This window comes from Streptococcus sp. 2154 (assembly GCF_013277255.1).
GTDB lineage: Bacteria > Bacillota > Bacilli > Lactobacillales > Streptococcaceae > Streptococcus > Streptococcus pseudopneumoniae.
Genome location: NZ_VMMK01000048.1, coordinates 33269 through 49283, shown reverse-complemented (window position 1 = coordinate 49283; position 16015 = coordinate 33269). Strand labels below are relative to the sequence as shown.

12 protein-coding genes and 1 pseudogene are annotated in these 16015 nt (G+C 40.6%); 1 reads left to right on the top strand and 12 read right to left on the bottom strand.

The genetic code is table 11. The features are described 5' to 3' along the window. Positions 1 to 56: 56 nt before the first annotated feature. A protein-coding gene (locus tag HT693_RS08850) for an IS630 family transposase (protein WP_172925118.1) occupies positions 57 to 1104 on the top strand; the annotation gives its coding sequence in 2 pieces (ribosomal slippage) (positions 57 to 550 and positions 549 to 1104; 1050 coding nt in all). A gap of 161 nt (positions 1105 to 1265) precedes the next feature. Here the strand turns inward: HT693_RS08850 and greA are convergent. The 12 genes and pseudogenes from greA to HT693_RS08795 all read right to left on the bottom strand — a co-directional run bounded on the left by greA (position 1266) and on the right by HT693_RS08795 (position 15965). Next, entirely contained in the window at positions 1266 to 1748 is a 483-nt protein-coding gene (gene greA / locus HT693_RS08845; RefSeq protein WP_000818760.1) for a transcription elongation factor GreA, read from the bottom strand. A 61-nt stretch (positions 1749 to 1809) separates the two neighbouring features. Next, entirely contained in the window at positions 1810 to 3483 is a 1674-nt protein-coding gene (mltG, locus tag HT693_RS08840) for an endolytic transglycosylase MltG (protein ID WP_050975877.1), read from the bottom strand. A gap of 80 nt (positions 3484 to 3563) precedes the next feature. After that, positions 3564 to 4058 carry a GNAT family N-acetyltransferase gene (locus tag HT693_RS08835; RefSeq protein ID WP_000702440.1) on the bottom strand — a complete coding sequence of 165 codons (495 nt, stop codon included), beginning with the start codon at positions 4056 to 4058 and terminating at the stop codon, positions 3564 to 3566. Continuing rightward, on the bottom strand, positions 4055 to 4516 hold the full coding sequence (locus HT693_RS08830; protein ID WP_000405299.1) for a GNAT family N-acetyltransferase: 462 nt from the start codon (positions 4514 to 4516) through the stop codon (positions 4055 to 4057). The genes HT693_RS08835 and HT693_RS08830 overlap by 4 nt, the downstream gene beginning before the upstream one ends. 9 nt (positions 4517 to 4525) lie before the next feature. Further along, the gene (gene murC, locus HT693_RS08825; protein WP_001127123.1) at positions 4526 to 5860 is read right to left on the bottom strand and encodes a UDP-N-acetylmuramate--L-alanine ligase; all 1335 of its coding nucleotides are present in this window, start codon (positions 5858 to 5860) and stop codon (positions 4526 to 4528) included. Positions 5861 to 5870: 10 nt separating this feature from the next. Next, positions 5871 to 6488: a hypothetical protein gene (locus HT693_RS08820; protein ID WP_000808233.1), complete on the bottom strand. Its 618-nt coding sequence runs from the start codon at positions 6486 to 6488 to the stop codon at positions 5871 to 5873. A gap of 47 nt (positions 6489 to 6535) precedes the next feature. Then, positions 6536 to 9634 (bottom strand): DEAD/DEAH box helicase, encoded by a 3099-nt coding sequence (locus HT693_RS08815; RefSeq protein WP_001096284.1) that lies wholly within the window; start codon positions 9632 to 9634, stop codon positions 6536 to 6538. Positions 9635 to 9726: 92 nt separating this feature from the next. After that, positions 9727 to 10893: a MalY/PatB family protein gene (locus HT693_RS08810; RefSeq protein WP_172922207.1), complete on the bottom strand. Its 1167-nt coding sequence runs from the start codon at positions 10891 to 10893 to the stop codon at positions 9727 to 9729. 7 nt (positions 10894 to 10900) lie between these two features. Beyond that, positions 10901 to 11995, bottom strand: coding sequence for a cystathionine gamma-synthase (locus HT693_RS08805; protein WP_023933152.1), 1095 nt, complete (start codon positions 11993 to 11995; stop codon positions 10901 to 10903). A 157-nt stretch (positions 11996 to 12152) separates the two neighbouring features. Then, complete coding sequence (locus HT693_RS12125) at positions 12153 to 12875, bottom strand: ATP-binding cassette domain-containing protein (RefSeq protein ID WP_025170631.1); 723 nt, start codon at positions 12873 to 12875, stop codon at positions 12153 to 12155. A gap of 186 nt (positions 12876 to 13061) precedes the next feature. Continuing rightward, positions 13062 to 13796, bottom strand: a pseudogene (locus HT693_RS12120) (ABC transporter ATP-binding protein); the annotation flags it as partial. Positions 13797 to 14006: 210 nt separating this feature from the next. Further along, entirely contained in the window at positions 14007 to 15965 is a 1959-nt protein-coding gene (locus HT693_RS08795; protein WP_000748867.1) for a peptide ABC transporter substrate-binding protein, read from the bottom strand. Positions 15966 to 16015: the final 50 nt, after the last annotated feature.

Sequence of the window (16015 nt, the reverse complement as noted above, 5' to 3'; positions counted from 1 at the left end):
ACTGACGAAGTCAGCTCATACTAAACTAAAATTAAAAAGCATTATATAGTAGTAATATGAAATCAACTAAAGAAGAAATCCAAGCTATCAAAACACTTTTAAGAGACTCTCGTACAGCTAAATATCATAAACGCCTTCAAATCGTTCTATTTCGTCTGATGGGTAAATCTTATAAAGAGATTATAGAGTTTTTAGACTGTAATCAAACAACGATTTGGCCAACTGTAAAAAAATATGAGGAGTTCGGACGCGATTCTCTCCTTCAAGAAATACGTGGTGGTCGTAACCATGCACATATGACAGTTGAGGAAGAGAAAGCCTTTCTTGCCCGTCATTTGAAGGCTGCAGAGGCAGGAGAATTTGTTACAATTGATGCCTTATTTCAGGCTTATAAAAAGGAGTTAGGTTCTTCCTACACACGTGATACCTTCTATCAACTCTTGAAGCACCATGGTTGGCGAAATATTAGGCCACGTCCAGCACATCCCAAGAAAGTAGACTCTCAAACCATTGTCGCGTCTAAAAATAAAATCTCAATTCAAGAAGCTCAGAAAGCGCTTTAAAACCAGTAGGCATTTTCGTAAGGTTCGCTTGATGTACCAAGATGAGGCTGGTTTCGGTAGAATCAGTAAACTGGGATCTTGTTGGGCTCCAATAGGAGTAGGTCCACATGTCCATAGTCACTATATACGAGAATTTTGCTATTGTTATGGAGCTGTTGATGCCCATACAGGCGAATCATTTTTCTTAATCGCTGGTGGATGTCATACTGAGTGGATGAACGCCTTTTTAGAAGAGCTTTCACAAGCTTATCCAGATGATTATCTTTTACTCGTTATGGACAATGCCATATGGCATAAATCAAGTACCTTAAAGATTCCGACTAATATTGGCTTTACCTTTATTCCTCCATACACACCAGAGATGAACCCCATTGAACAAGTGTGGAAAGAGATTCGTAAACGTGGATTTAAGAATAAAGCCTTTCGAACTTTGGAAGATGTCATGAATCAACTTCAAGATGTTATACAAGGACTGGAGAAGGAGGTGATAACGTCCATCGTTAATCGGAGATGGACTAGAATGCTTTTTGAAAGTAGATGAGTATTAAAACATGGTTTTGAGGTTGTAGATAGAACTGACGAAGTCAGTAACCATATATACGGCAAGGCGACGCTGACGTGGTTTGAAGAGATTTTCGAAGAGTAGCAAAATGGAAAAAGGAGTGAGTGAAGTACATCGCCTCCCCACTCCTTTTTCTGTTTTTAGGCTGTTTTTTCAACCTTCAAGATTTTTACATCATAGCTACCAACAGGCGTTTCAATGGTTGCTGTATCACCTGTTTTCTTGCCAATCAAGGCTTGTCCAATTGGGCTTTCATTTGAAACTTTACCTGCAAAGGCATCCGCACCCGCTGAACCTACGATAATATAAACTTCTTCTTCGTCCTCACCAATTTCTTGGATGGTGACTGTTTTACCAATCGCTACTTCGTCCTGGGCAACTGCGTCGCTATTGACGATTTCAGCATAGCGGATTTTTGTTTCTAAGCTAGAGATTTGTCCTTCGACAAAGGCTTGTTCATCCTTAGCTGCTTCGTACTCACTGTTTTCTGAAAGGTCACCGTATGAACGGGCAATCTTAATGCGTTCTACCACTTCTGGTCGACGAACCAATTTCAATTCTTCTAATTCTTTTTCAAGTTTTTCCTTTTCCTCAAGGGTCATAGGATATGTTTTTTCTGCCATTTTTCTCAACTTTCTTCTAATAATATTTTCTAAAGAAAATTATGTGAAGTATCACATAATTTTAGTTTGTTTGGTTTAATTTGCTGTTGACATGTTCAGCGACATTGCGATCGTGGTCTTCTTGATTATTAGCATAGTAGACCTTGCCTTCTGTGACATCTGCTACAAAGTAGAGGTTATCGCTCTTAGTTTGATTGATGCTTGACTCAATCGCATCCAGACTTGGACTATCGACTGGACCAGGCATGAGACCTACATTTTTATAAACATTATAAGGTGAATCAATGTTGGTATCAATCGCAACATCCTCAGCTAAGCTGATATTTTGCCCCAGTTTTCCTTGGGCATACAAGATTGCAATATTACTTTGAAGTGGCATATCACGATTCAAACGATTGTAGAATACACCTGCAATGAGCTTACGATCTTCTGTCTTGGCACCTTCTTTTTCGACCAAGGAAGCAATGGTCAACAACTCATTGACAGTCAAGTTTTTAGATTTGATAGTACTATAGTAAGGAGATAGGTTCTTATCCATAGCAGCTAACATCTCATCAATCAAGCTCTCAACAGTTGTGCTTTCCTTGATAGAATAAGTAGCTGGGAAAAGGTATCCTTCCAAACGATAACGCGCACCACTATCTTTTGCAGGCAAACTTTCCAATAAAGTAGGATATTTGGCTACTGCTTGACTGATAAACGTCTCATCTTGAACTTTTGCTAGGAAAGCATCCGCTGTCAAAGGCTCTTTGAAGTCACCTTGCAATTGACCTACCGCTTGAGCAATCTGATCCAAAGTATAACCTTCTGGAATTGTCAAAGTCGCAAGGACAGGTTCTTGTGGTTCATCTGTTCCACCTTTTTGCAACTCTTTGAGTAAGTCTTCTGTACTCATACTCTTTTGCAAATTGTAGTAACCTGCTTTCAAGTCGGTATAATTTTTATACTTGGCATAAAAGCTAAAAATCAGACCATGCTTTACCAAACCAGCTTTTTCAAGCGTCGTACCGATTTCTTGAACGTTTGAACCTTCTGGAATTCCAACCGTCACATATTGTTTCGATGAAGCATCCACAGGCTGTAAAGATGACTGAACATACTGGTAACCAAAGTAACCACCTGCTGAGAGCAAGGCAAGGAATACAAGGAATGAAATCACAAAGGCTTTCACATGTGACTTCTTCTCTTTCTTAGGCTTAACGGGTTTTGCTCCTTCTCTACGGCTACGACGTGGTGTATCGCTGATGATATCCACTGTTTCTGTAGCAGGCGTAGGTGTTTCTGGACCTGCTTGTTCTGCTTTTTTCTCTGCCGTCTTATAGGAAACAGCTACCCTTGTTGGGGTTTCATTGTATTCTCTTTCAAGTTTCTTAGGTCTAACAGGACCTGGTCCTGGTCTTGAACCACTTTCTTCCGCTGGAGAAGAAGGTACATCTTGACTTGGATGACTTGGATGACTTGGAACACCAGGAGTTTCTCTTTGAAGGTCATCTGCTGGAGAAGCTGGTACATCTTGACTTGGGTGAGTAGGCACGGTAGGAGCTTTTCTCATAATTTCCTCTACCGTTGACAAGGAATCAGCCATGAGTTCTTCAGCTGAAGGTTCATTTGCAGGAGTGCGAACTACTGCCTTATCTTCTTTCAGAACTTCATCATAGCCTTTTACTTTTTCTAAATCTCTCAGAATCTGCTCTTTAAAGCTTAATTTCTCTTCTTCTCTTGACTTTTCACTCAAAAGTTTTTCCTCCTTGTTGACAATCCATAATATTATATCTTAAAAGTCCAAGAAAAGCAACCTATGATACTTTTCCTAGCTTATTTTTTCGTTTCCCAAACCATATCATACCAGGTTTCCCCTGCAAAGGTTGACTGGGACAAGCCTTCATTGACAAATCCGTGCTTTTCATAGTAGGCGATGAGATAGTCATGACAGGTTAGGTTAATGCCATCTCTCTTATCTTCAAGAGCAACTTCTTTCAAGGCTATTAGTAATTTTTGTCCAAGTCCGAGGCCCTGTGCTTCTTTGGCAATAGAAAGACAGGTCACAGAGATATAACCACCAGGCTCATGACTATAGTCTTTTATTTCTTCTGTAAAGGACTGGTCTTGCAGATGGCGGTGTGGTCCAACTGGCCCTTCTATGTACCCCATGATTCTACCTACTTTTTCCGCAACCAGAAAAGAGGTCTGAATTTCTCGCAAATGCGATTCAAAAACAGATCGAGGAATAGCTTCTTCTACCGAGAAATTTTCTAGTTCAATCTCAACGATACGTTCTAAATCTTCTAATCTTGCTTGTCTGATCTTCATTGTACCTCCAGATAATAGGGATTAAACCAAATCATACTAAAACCCTGGCTAGTTTCATAAAGGGAAGTTTCTTCATCAATAAAACCGCTCATTTCAAAATAGGAAAGCAGCTCATCAGGACTCTTCAAACGAATCCCTTTGTAATCCAGCTCAACTGCCACCTCTTTCAAAGCCGCAAGAAGAAGTGTTCCCAATCCTTGTCTCTGATGGTCAGACTCAATGACTAAAGAATCTACTTTTAGACATTGCGGATTGTCTGACTGGGGACTTGATAGAATATAGCCTAAAAGTTGGTTTTCATCCCTAGCTAGAAGAAAGGTATCCGCACACTTACGGATACTTTCTTCTAAGATATGGGAAGGTTGCTGCTTTTCAGCCGGAAAAGACGAAGTTTGAAGTGCCTCTATCTCAGCCAAATCAGACTGACTTGCCTGAATGATCTTAATTGGAATTTCCATGAGAATAACCTATTGAACATTGCTTGTCAAGTTAGACAAGAGTCGTTCAAATGAATATTCATAGGTTTGGATATCTCCTGCTCCCATAAAGACATAGACAGCATTGTCATGGTCAAGGAGTGGTGAAACATTTTCAACAGTGATCACTTGGTGTTTCTTGTTGATTTTATTAGCTAGGTCTTCTACCTTGACATCTCCATGGTCTACCTCACGAGCTGACCCATAAATTTGCGCTAGGTAAACAGCATCTGCTTGGTTTAAAGCGTGGGCAAAGTCATCTAACAAGGCAATGGTTCTTGTAAAGGTATGCGGTTGGAAGACTGCTACAATTTCCTTGCTTGGGTATTTTTGACGAGCCGCATCCAAGGTCGCAATAATTTCTGTTGGATGGTGAGCAAAGTCATCGATAATCACTGTATCATTGACAATTTTCTCAGTGAAACGACGCTTAACACCAGCAAATGTTTTCAAGTGCTCACGCACCAAGTTCAAATCAAATCCTGCTGTGTAAAGAAGACCAATAACGGTTGTCGCATTCATGATATTGTGACGACCAAAGGTTGGGATGTGGAATTGCCCCAAGTCTTGTCCACGGAAATGAACGGTGAAGGTTGAACCAGTCGTAGAACGAAGAAGCTCACTAGCTACAAAGTCATTACCTTCTGCTTCAAAACCATAATAATAAATTGGTGCATCAGACGTAATTTTACGCAATTCTGCATCTTCACCATAGACAAAAAGACCCTTGGTAATTTGTTTAGCATAGTCGTTAAAAGCATTGAAAACATCCTCTAGACTTGTGAAATAGTCTGGATGGTCAAAGTCAATGTTGGTGATGATAGAGTATTCTGGGTGGTAAGGCATAAAGTGACGCTCATATTCGTCAGATTCAAAGACAAAATATTTGGCATTGGCCGAACCACGACCTGTCCCATCTCCAATCAAGAAGCTGGTGTCTGTGATGTGAGACAAGACGTGAGACAACATACCTGTCGTTGAAGTTTTTCCATGCGCTCCTGCTACTCCCATGCTAACAAAGTCACGCATAAAGCTACCTAGGAACTCATGGTAACGTTTGTAGCTGATACCATTTTGGTCTGCATAGGCAATTTCGACGTTGTTATCTGGACGAAAGGCATTTCCAGCGATAATTTCCATATCACCGTCTAGATTCTTTTCATCAAAAGGAAGAATAGTAATTCCTGCCTGCTCAAGACCACGTTGAGTAAAGTAGTACTTCTCAACATCTGATCCCTGTACCTTATGCCCCATTTGGTGCAACATCAAGGCCAAGGCACTCATCCCTGATCCCTTAATTCCGATAAAATGATATGTCTTTGGCATGTTTTCTCCCCTATTCTGTCATTCTGGTCAGATTCAACTCTTGGGCAACCCGACGTTCTTGTTCTGTTTGTTTACTTTTTTTATTGTAGATTTGGCTCTTCTTTAGAAAATCATAGTTGTTTTTCTTTGGAGCAGGTGCTGACACTTCTTCATTCTTGGTAGGGATAGAATGAACTTCTTCCGCCAAGATATAATGAGACTGGGTCAATTTTTGGCTATATTTGACAAATTCACCAGGATTTTCCTTTTGGAAAGGCGCTGTCGGTTGACTGCCCTGTCTAACAAGGCCTGATTTAGAATGACGTCTCGCACGGCTGAAATCCTGAGTTAGATAGTTAGCAGAGCGTTTCTTTTTCAAGTCTGCACGCGCTTCTTCACGCGCCACCTCCGCATAGCTCTTTCCTTCTTTTTTTACCCCTAAAGGAGCTTTTTTAGGTTTCTCGACTTGCTTTTCAATCGGTTTTACTGGCGCCTCTTCAGTAATAGGAGACCATTCTAAATAATTTTTATCTCGATACTCACCCTTGATATTACTGATCAGATCAGACTCATCGTACAAGTTCATGACTGGCATCTCAGTCAGCATGACCTCGTCATCTGACACCAATGGAAATCGTTCTTGTTTCATTTTCTATTTCCTTTCAACACTTCATTATAGCGTATTGTCTTGATTTTTCAAGTGCTGGCTTCAGAAATTCCCAAAATTTCTCTAATTTCTGCTAGGCTGAGACTGCCACGTGACTCTGTTCCATCCAATACTTGTGACACCAGATGTTTCTTTTGTTCTTGGAGTTCCTGAATTTTTTCTTCAATGGTTCCCCTGGTCACCAAGCGATAGACCTCAACCGTTTCTTCCTGACCCATCCGATGGGCACGGCCAATAGCTTGCGCTTCCACCGCAGGATTCCACCAAAGGTCAACCAAAATCACTGTATCAGCACCTGTCAGGTTCAGACCGACACCACCAGCCTTGAGGGAAATCAGAAAGGCATCTCTTTCCCCTTGGTTAAAGGCCTTGGTCATGTCTTGTCTTTCCTTGGCTGGAGTTGAACCTGTAATTTTAAAGGAAGTCATGCCCAAGTCTGGCAGTTCTTGTTCTATTTTCTCCAACATTCCCTTGAACTGAGAGAAAATCAAGACACGGTGTCCACCGTCTACCACCTGTACCAGCAGGTCTCGGAGACTATCCAGTTTGCCACTAGCTCCCTGATAATCCTCCATAAAGAGGGCAGGGGTGTCACAGATTTGGCGCAAGCGCATCAGACCAGACAAGATTTCCACACGACTTCGCTGAAATTCCTGATCTGATACTTGAGCCAATCTATCTCTCATCTGTTGCAACTGGGCTAGGTAGATAGCCTTTTGCTGGTCTTCCAGTTCATTCTTATAAACTACTTCTATTAAGTCTGGCAATTCGGTCAGAACTTCTTCTTTCTTGCGCCTCATCACGAAAGGCTTGATAAACTGAGCCACGCGTTCAGCTGGCAATTTCATAAATTCTTTCTTGCTTGGCAAAAGTCCTGGCATGACGATTTGGAAAATAGACCACAGCTCACCTAGATGGTTTTCAATCGGTGTCCCTGACAGAGCAAAAACTGACGGCACCACAAACTGTCTCAAGGTCTGGGCAATCTTGGTCTGGGCGTTCTTCATGACCTGAGCCTCATCTAAGAAAAGGAAGTCAAAGGCCATCCCCTGATAAAGCTCACTGTCCTGACGGAAGGTAGCATAGCTCGTCACATAGATTTGATGGCTTTCAGCAAGAATCTCCTCACGACTAGCTTTCAAACCATGAACAACAGCCACATCCAACTGTGGGGCAAATTTCTGAAACTCATCTGCCCAGTTGTAAATCAAACCTGACGGTGCTAAAATCAAGACTCGACTTTCTTTTGTCACTTGACTGGTCAAAAAAGCAATGGTCTGCAGGGTTTTACCAAGTCCCATATCGTCAGCCAAAATCCCACCAAAACCATAGTGATGGAGCATCTGTAGCCAGCTGATTCCCTTTTCCTGATAATCTCGTAAGTCAGCCTGAACCTGAGTTGCTTGTCTAGGGAAGTCCTCTGGATGCGTCAAATCGTGAGCCAGATTCTGGAATTCTTGTGAAAAAGAAACACGGTCACGTCCTTCAAAGAGATGAGCTAAACTATAAGCCAAGGATTTCCGAGCCTGCAAGGAGCCATCTTTTAATTCAAATTGCCCCAGCTCCTGTAGATTTTGACGAATTTTCTTGGTTTCTTCATCGAAAAAGTAGACTTTATTAGACGAATCAATATAAAAATCTCGATTATCAACCAAGGCCTGCATAGCTTGGTCAATTTCCTCTTGGGCTATATCTTGAAAATCAAATTGAATTTCCAAGAGACCTCCCTTGGAAGTAATCTGCACTTGAGGGCTTGCTAGACTATAAAACTCTTCTAACTTGTCTGATAAATCAACATTTCCAAGTTTTTCAAAGACTGGAATGATTTCATGGAAGAAATGATAGACAGACTCTGCTTTTAAGGCCTGACGCCAAGATTGAAAATCTGCTTCAAAGCCCGCAGCCAAACAGACTTGGAAAATTCTTTCTTCTAAGTCCGTGTCACTTGAAAATGGTAATTCTTCTAGCTCTTGTCGGCTAGATACCTGTCTATTTCCATAATCAAACTGAATTTCTAAACGAATCCGATTATCTTCTTCCCTGTCAAAGTAAAAAGAGGGCGCAAAAGTTTTGATTTGTAGACGTTCTGGAGCTGAAACGGTACCCATCTGGATAAAAAGAGTCAGACAGGAGGCCAATTTGTCTCGATCACTGCTATCAAATTGCAGGTATTTCTTTCCTTGTTGACCCACAGGTAACACTTTAATTTCCTTGAGAAGACGCATCTGCTGGTCTGTTAAAAAATAAACCTGACCTTTATGGAAAAGTACTGCTCCCTGATAAAAGACATTGACCCTAGGACTCTCACTGATTTCCATTTCAAAATAGTCCGAGTATTCTGTTACTGTAAAGGCAAATAGATTGGCATCAGCATGCATATCCTGAAAAAGCAGGGTTTGGTAGCTATCCACTTGATGGTCAAATTGAAAATGGGGCAAGGCCATCAGTAAATTCACACCCTGCTCAAAAAAGGTCAGAGGGAAAAAGAGGTGCCGACCTTGGTTTTGGAAAAAGAGGTCTGGAACCAGCCCTTCCTCCGTTAGTCCGTGCAAGAAAGTCAAAAGTTCTTGGCTGGCCTCATCAAAAGCTTCCCAAGAAAGAGACTCCTCATAAATCTTGCCAATCATATACGACTTTCTCTGCTCGACAATCCTTAAAAAAAGTGGAATATCCCGAATGACATAGTATTTTTGGCTATTGATTTGGCCGATTCTCAGAGTCCACAAGATATGATTGGTTCCTGCTTCCACCTGACCCACAGCTGATAACTCATAGGCGCATTCTGATTTTGGAGATAAAATTCGATCCAAAAACTTGCCACCCAAGGTCACCTTGGTTTCAACGGCCTCTTTTTCTTCATGACCTTCTTCCAGACTCCACAAGATTTCCTGACCACGCTCATCATTTTTCAGAAAATGCTCTAGCGCTGCCAAATGCACACAGTAGCCCCTCTTTTGAAAAAAATCACAGGCACAAAAAACCAAATCATCCTCTAAACTATAGCGCAGTTCTTCTTCTGCAACGCGAGCATAGAGCCGATTGTTCTTTTCCTTGATGATATCAACCTTACCAGTTTCATAAAGGGCAACACCTTCGATACGAACTTTCCCCGGAATCAATTTAGCCATATTTTCACCTTTACCTTATCTGTTTATTATACCATATTTTCGCCTATGAAAATAGCCTTCTAGGAAGACTTTTCTCCTAGAAGGCTGGATTTTTAACATTTGGCAAAAGTAGCCACAATCCGCTGACAGACTTCTTGCAACAGAGATTTGGGCATAGCTATATTGATGCGGGCATGGAGACTTCCTTCCTCTCCAAAATCCAAACCACGGTTGAGGATAACCTTGGCTTCATTTCTCAACAACTCTTGCAATGTTTCATCAGTCAGGTCATAGGCTGAAAAGTCAAGCCAAATCAAGTAGGTACCTTGCGGTTTCATGACCTTGATTTTAGTCTCTTTTCCAAATAGATCCACCACATAATTGATATGGTCTTCAAAGACTTGCTTAAGTTCCTCTAACCAATCTTTACCGTATCGATAGGCAGCTTCTGTCGCCAAATAGCCCAAGCCTGAAATTTCATGCTGATTATTAGCCAACTGGCGTTTCTGGTAAGCCACTCTCAACTTAGGATTTTCAATGACGGCATAGGAATTTTTTGTCCCAGCAATGTTAAAGGTTTTAGTGGCACTGCTCAAGACGATAGCAAAATTTTTGAAGGCAGGATTGATGGTATTGAAAGACTGGTGTTTGTGACCAAAGAGGGTCAAATCTTGGTGAATCTCATCTGAAACTAACAAAACACCGTGTTTTTGGCAGAGTTGGCCAATCTTCTCCAACACTTCTTTTTCCCAAACACGTCCACCAGGATTGTGAGGGTTGCAAAGAATATAGAGTTTAACCTCCTCTTCCACCAAATCCTTTTCAAGTTGGTCAAAGTCAATCTCAAACAGACCATCCTTTTCCACTAAGGAATTAGTAATCAATCTACGATTGTTCAACTTGACACTGCGAGCAAAGGGTGGGTAGACAGGCGTGTTAATTAAAACCGCCTCGCCTTCTTTTGTAAAGGTTTGAATAGCTGTTGAGATGGCTGGTACCACACCCTCGATAAAAACAAGAGCCTCTTTGTCAAAGTTGTAACCGTATTGTGTAGCTTCCCACTTTTGAACTTCCTTAATTAAGTCTTCACTGGCATAGGCATAACCATAAACCAGTTGGTCTGCGTAAGTTTGCACGGCTTGGCGGATTTCAGGCAAGACCACAAAGTCCATATCCGCTATCCAAGCTGGTAGAACTTCACTATCCGTTTCTGTTTCTTTCCATTTATAGGTATGGTGCCCTAAACGGTTGGGCAGGCTTGTAAAATCATATTTTCCCATCTTTGTCTTATCCTTCTAAAGCTTGGCGCAAATCTGCAATCAAATCTCTAGCATCCTCAATCCCAATTGACAAGCGCAAGAGGTCATCTGTCAAACCATAAGAATGGCGCACTTCTGCTGGAATATCAGCGTGAGTTTGCGTCGTTGGATAAGTAATGAGACTTTCTACCCCACCCAAACTTTCCGCAAACGAGAAGACCTTGAGACTGTTCAAAATATGAGGAATGCGCGTTTCATCGACTACTTTAAAGGAAATCATCCCCCCACGACCAGTATAGAGAACCTCCTTGACTGCTGGAGAATCCTTCAAAAAGGCAACCACTTCTTGGGCGTTAGCTGTTGAACGCTCCATACGAAGAGACAAGGTCTTGAGACCACGAAGCAACTGGTAGCTGTCAAATGGGGACAAGACTGCCCCTGTTGTATTGAGATTGTAAAAAAGCTTCTCGTATAGTTCTAAACTATTGGTCACAACCACTCCAGCTAAGACATCATTGTGGCCTGCTAGATACTTGGTTGCTGAATGGAGAACCATATCTGCTCCATCTTCAATCGGACGTTGGTAGATAGGGCTATAGAAGGTATTGTCCACCACCACTTTGGCACCCTTAGCATGAGCCAATTTTGCTAGTTTTTCGATATCAAATTCCAACATTAAGGGATTGGTTGGGGTTTCGATATAGAGAACATCCACATCCTTTTCTAACTCGGCAATCAACTCTTCTTCTGTATTGGCATAGGTAAAATGGAAACGACCTTCCTGCTCCACTTGGTTAAACCAGCGAAAAGAACCACCGTAAAGATCACGCACTGCCAAGACCTTACTTCCTACTGGAAAGACGCTAAAGGCCAGTACAATAGCTGACATCCCTGAGCTAGTCGCTAGGGCATAGTCTGCTGACTCAATAGCCGCCAAGACTTCCTCAGCCTTACTACGAGTTGGATTTTTAGTGCGCGTATAGTCAAACCCAGTAGATCGACCAAACTCTGGATGCTGATAGGTCGTTGAAAAATGGAGCGGTGTCACCAATGCACCTGTCGCTTCATCTGACTTAATGCCCGCCTGGGCCAAAATTGTGTTAATGTGTAATTCCTTGCTCATACAATACCTCCAAATCTATAGTAACTATTGTACCACTTATTTTCATCAACTCATTTTCTTCTTTTCAAGAGCTAGCTATAGTTTCAAACTATATAAAAAGGGAGTTTTTCCTGCTCCCTTTAATAGACTATAAAATGGTGAATCTCAAAAGACACCTTCACTCTATCATTTGCTCCTGCACAAAACGAGCATAACGCTCATGATTTTCCAGTAGTTCCTTATGAGTTCCTGAGCCAGTGATTTTCCCCTCCTCTAAGAAGAAAATACAATCCACATCTTTTACCGTTGACAAACGATGCGCTATAATCACAACTGTCTTCTCCTTTAGTACAGAATAGAGGCTACTGATAATCGCATACTCAGAATCCGCATCAAGATTAGCAGTGGCTTCATCAAATATAAGAATTTCAGCATCTTTTAAGTAGGCTCTAGCTATTTGAAGTCTTTGGCTTTGTCCCCCTGACAAGAGTCGTCCGCGTTCACCAACCTCAGTATCTAGTCCCTCTTTCATGGAGCGAATCTCATCACCTAGTGATACTAAGTCTAGCACTTTCATCAATTCATCATCAGTTACTAAGCGATTCAAACCGAGACAAAGATTGTCACGAATACTGCCAGATAAGACTGCATTATTTTGTGAAACCCAAGCGATTTTACTTCTCCATTCTTTTAAGTTAAAATCATATATACTTGATTGCTCCATTAGAATATCTCCTGAAAGCGGTTTATAAAACCGCTCTAACAAACGCACAATCGTTGATTTTCCTGATCCAGATGGTCCAACAAAAGCAATTTTTTGCCCCTTGAAAATGGAGAAAGTAATATCCTTTAAGACAGGTCGATTTTCATCATAACCAAAATAGACATGGTTAAAATTCAACCCTTGTCCTGATACCGATTTTCCTCCCTCAAATTTTTCTTTAGGAACTGCAAGCAAGTTCTCCAGTGCAACTGAAGATCCCTTACTCCTAGAATAAACAGTTACAAAATTAGCTATATTACTAATAGGATTAAGTAATTGAAAGAGGTAAATCAAAAACGAAACCAAGGTTCCCACAGATATATATCCTGCGCTGACCCGATAACCCCCATAGGTTAGCATCACAGCTATAGTCGCAAAGATAAATAAGAGAGCAAACGGGGTCTCAAAAGAAGTAATCCTATCTGATTTCAGTGAATTGTTTTGTACCCTTTCAATACAATTATCCAAAACATCCTGTACACTTTTCTCTGCTTGGTTAGTCTTAATTAATTCATGTTCTTGAATCTTTTCAGTCAATTGCCCTGTTAAAAATCCGATTTCCTCTTGTAAACGACGACTATACTTTTCACTGATATTGGAAAGGGGCAAGATAATAAACATCATACAAGGAAGAGTGATGAATAAAAGTAGAGAAAGATTCCAATCAAGACTAAATAAGACTATGATGGAACCAAGTACCATAACTAAACTCAAAATAATATTTGGGAAAGTCGTAATTAAAAACTCACGAATGACACTCGTGTCATTGACAATGGCAGAAGTCAACTCCCCACTTTGGCTCTTATCAAAGAAGGATTTCTCTGCATAAATCAACCCCTCTATCACTTTTTTCCTGATTTTTGCTATCTTTTTTTCACCCGATTGACTAAACAGATAGTAACCAATAGAAGAAAACAAGGCTTGACCAATAAAAATCAAAAACGATTGAAATACTTTGGAACCTATATTTTCAATAGAACTCCCATCTATTAAACCCTTTAAGATAAGGGGAAGCAACAAAGCAAGTAGACTAGACAGAACAAGTAAGAAACTCCCCATAATCACCTTAGTATCTACTCTTAATAATTTTAATTTCATAAATACTCCTTATAATATTTCAACGGATAAAGTCGGGAATAACTCAATTTGAGGATAAAATCTAATAAATCTTCCTATAACAAAACGCATAACATCTAGGATTTTATATACCTGATATTATGCGTTTTTAAGCACAAAGACTTCTTACACAAACTTATCTACAATTAGATTTTATTTGACATGTTTTGCCAATTCTTCTTGGGCTTTTTTATTGGATTCTTCTTTTTCTTTCAACCATTTTTCTCTGGCTTTTGCATATTCGTCTGTTGTGACAATCTTATCTTGTACTTTGAGGTATTTATATGATTCAACCCCTTTATTACCAGCCAATGAATAAGGTGCTGAGAAAGGAACTGTTTTTCTCAAGCTAGGCGTTCCACCTAATGAAACATTTGGAATCGCTAGAGAACTATCTATCAACCATGCTTGAATATCAGCATATTTCTCATAACGTTTGGCTGGGTCTTGCTCCTTATTAGCCTCTTCCAACATTTGAGTATAAGTGTCAAGTCCAACTGCCTTAGCCTTGTCGTTGGCTTCACCAGGCTCGAGTCCAAGATTTTGTAGAACCCCACCATTCTTGACACTAAAGATATCAAGATAGGTTGATGGATCTAAGTAGTCAGGACCCCAACCACCATTGTAAAGGTCATAATCTTTTTGAGCTGCTGTTTGAGCAAAGTAACTTGAGTTATGATAGTCCTCTGTTGATAACTGTTGGATATCAATAACGACGTTCTCCGTACCTAAAGCTGCTTCAATAGATTGCTTCATAGAGCTTACTTCTTGAATCCCCTTCTTAGAAGCTTGGTCAACTGTCGCATCCAAATGAATAGGGAATTGAACTCCCTTAGCTTCTAGCTCTTTCTTGGCCTCAGCAAATTTAGCCTTGGCTTTCTCAGGATTGTAATAAGGGTCTTGACCATCCGCAAAGTTGATACCTTGCCATTCCTTACCATAATTGACCATCTTAGAGGCTACTACTTCACCAAAGTCTTTTCCCTTGATACTTACAAAGGTTGGAGGAACAACCAAGTTACGCAAAATCTTAGTCGCTCCGTCTTCTCCCTGAGTTTGAGCCCCATAGGCTGTACGATCATAGGCAAAGTTAATAGCTTGACGGAAGTTTTTATTAAGAACTGCTTCCTGAGCTGATTTCTTTTCAATGTCGGTCGTCTTAGAAGTAAATTTATAAGCTTGTCTATCTAGGTTAAAATTCCAGTAATAAGACGTAGCAGTCTGCATACTGTAGATGATATCATCTTTGTATTTTTCTTTAATCCCTTCAAAACTTGAACTATTTGGATAGAGACGAGCGTAGCTATAGGCTCCGTCTGTAAAATTACGAACAAGAGCATCTTGGTCACTACCATCATAGTAGGTCAATTTAACATCATCTACAAAGACATTTTTAGCATCCCAGTAGTTAGGATTTTTCTTGTATTCGATGACAGATTTTGAAACAAAAGCTTTCATCAAGAAAGGTCCACTGTACAAAATATTAGCAGGGTCTACCTTGCCAAAATCATCCCCTTTTGATTTTAGGAAATCCGCATTGACTGGGAAAAGAATGGTTGATGTCGTTTTTGAGTTCCAGTAAGGTTCTGGTCGAGCCAAGGTGTATTGAACCGTTTGGTCATCAAGAGCCTTGACACCGACAGTTGAAAAGTCGCTTGTTTTACCAGTGATATAGTCATCCAAACCTGCAACAGAGTCCTGCACTAGATACAAGGCTTCTGATTTTTTATCAGCCGCATATTGCAAACCTGTCACAAAATCTTGGGCAGTTACAGGAGCATATTCTTCTCCCTCAGAAGTAAACCACTTGGCATCCTTACGAAGTTTGTAGGTATAGGTCAAACCGTCCTTAGAAACACTCCAATCCTCTGCCAAGGATGGCACATAGTTCCCATATTGGTCATTTTCCATGAGACCATCTACCAGGTTGGTCACAATATCATTTGTTGTTGCGCGGTTTTCTGCTAGATAGTTCAAACTAGATGGATCACTTGAATAAACATAGTTATAGGTTTTTGATCCTGTGCTAGAATTTCCACACGCGCTCAATAAAATTCCTGTACCCAGGACAAGACCTGCCAAGGTTAGATATTTGCTCTTAGACTTTTTCATTTCCAGAACCTCCTGATTTAAAGATTTGTTTTATTATACAACGTTTAGTT

What these genes read in the sequence shown, in the direction of transcription:
- greA (WP_000818760.1), bottom strand. Translation starts at nt 1,748, where the DNA reads ATGGCAGAAAAAACATATCCTATGACCCTTGAGGAAAAGGAAAAACTT.
- HT693_RS08835 (WP_000702440.1), bottom strand. Translation starts at nt 4,058, where the DNA reads ATGAAGATCAGACAAGCAAGATTAGAAGATTTAGAACGTATCGTTGAG.
- HT693_RS08830 (WP_000405299.1), bottom strand. Translation starts at nt 4,516, where the DNA reads ATGGAAATTCCAATTAAGATCATTCAGGCAAGTCAGTCTGATTTGGCT.
- murC (WP_001127123.1), bottom strand. Translation starts at nt 5,860, where the DNA reads ATGCCAAAGACATATCATTTTATCGGAATTAAGGGATCAGGGATGAGT.
- HT693_RS08820 (WP_000808233.1), bottom strand. Translation starts at nt 6,488, where the DNA reads ATGAAACAAGAACGATTTCCATTGGTGTCAGATGACGAGGTCATGCTG.
- HT693_RS08815 (WP_001096284.1), bottom strand. Translation starts at nt 9,634, where the DNA reads ATGGCTAAATTGATTCCGGGGAAAGTTCGTATCGAAGGTGTTGCCCTT.
- HT693_RS08810 (WP_172922207.1), bottom strand. Translation starts at nt 10,893, where the DNA reads ATGGGAAAATATGATTTTACAAGCCTGCCCAACCGTTTAGGGCACCAT.
- HT693_RS08805 (WP_023933152.1), bottom strand. Translation starts at nt 11,995, where the DNA reads ATGAGCAAGGAATTACACATTAACACAATTTTGGCCCAGGCGGGCATT.
- HT693_RS08795 (WP_000748867.1), bottom strand. Translation starts at nt 15,965, where the DNA reads ATGAAAAAGTCTAAGAGCAAATATCTAACCTTGGCAGGTCTTGTCCTG.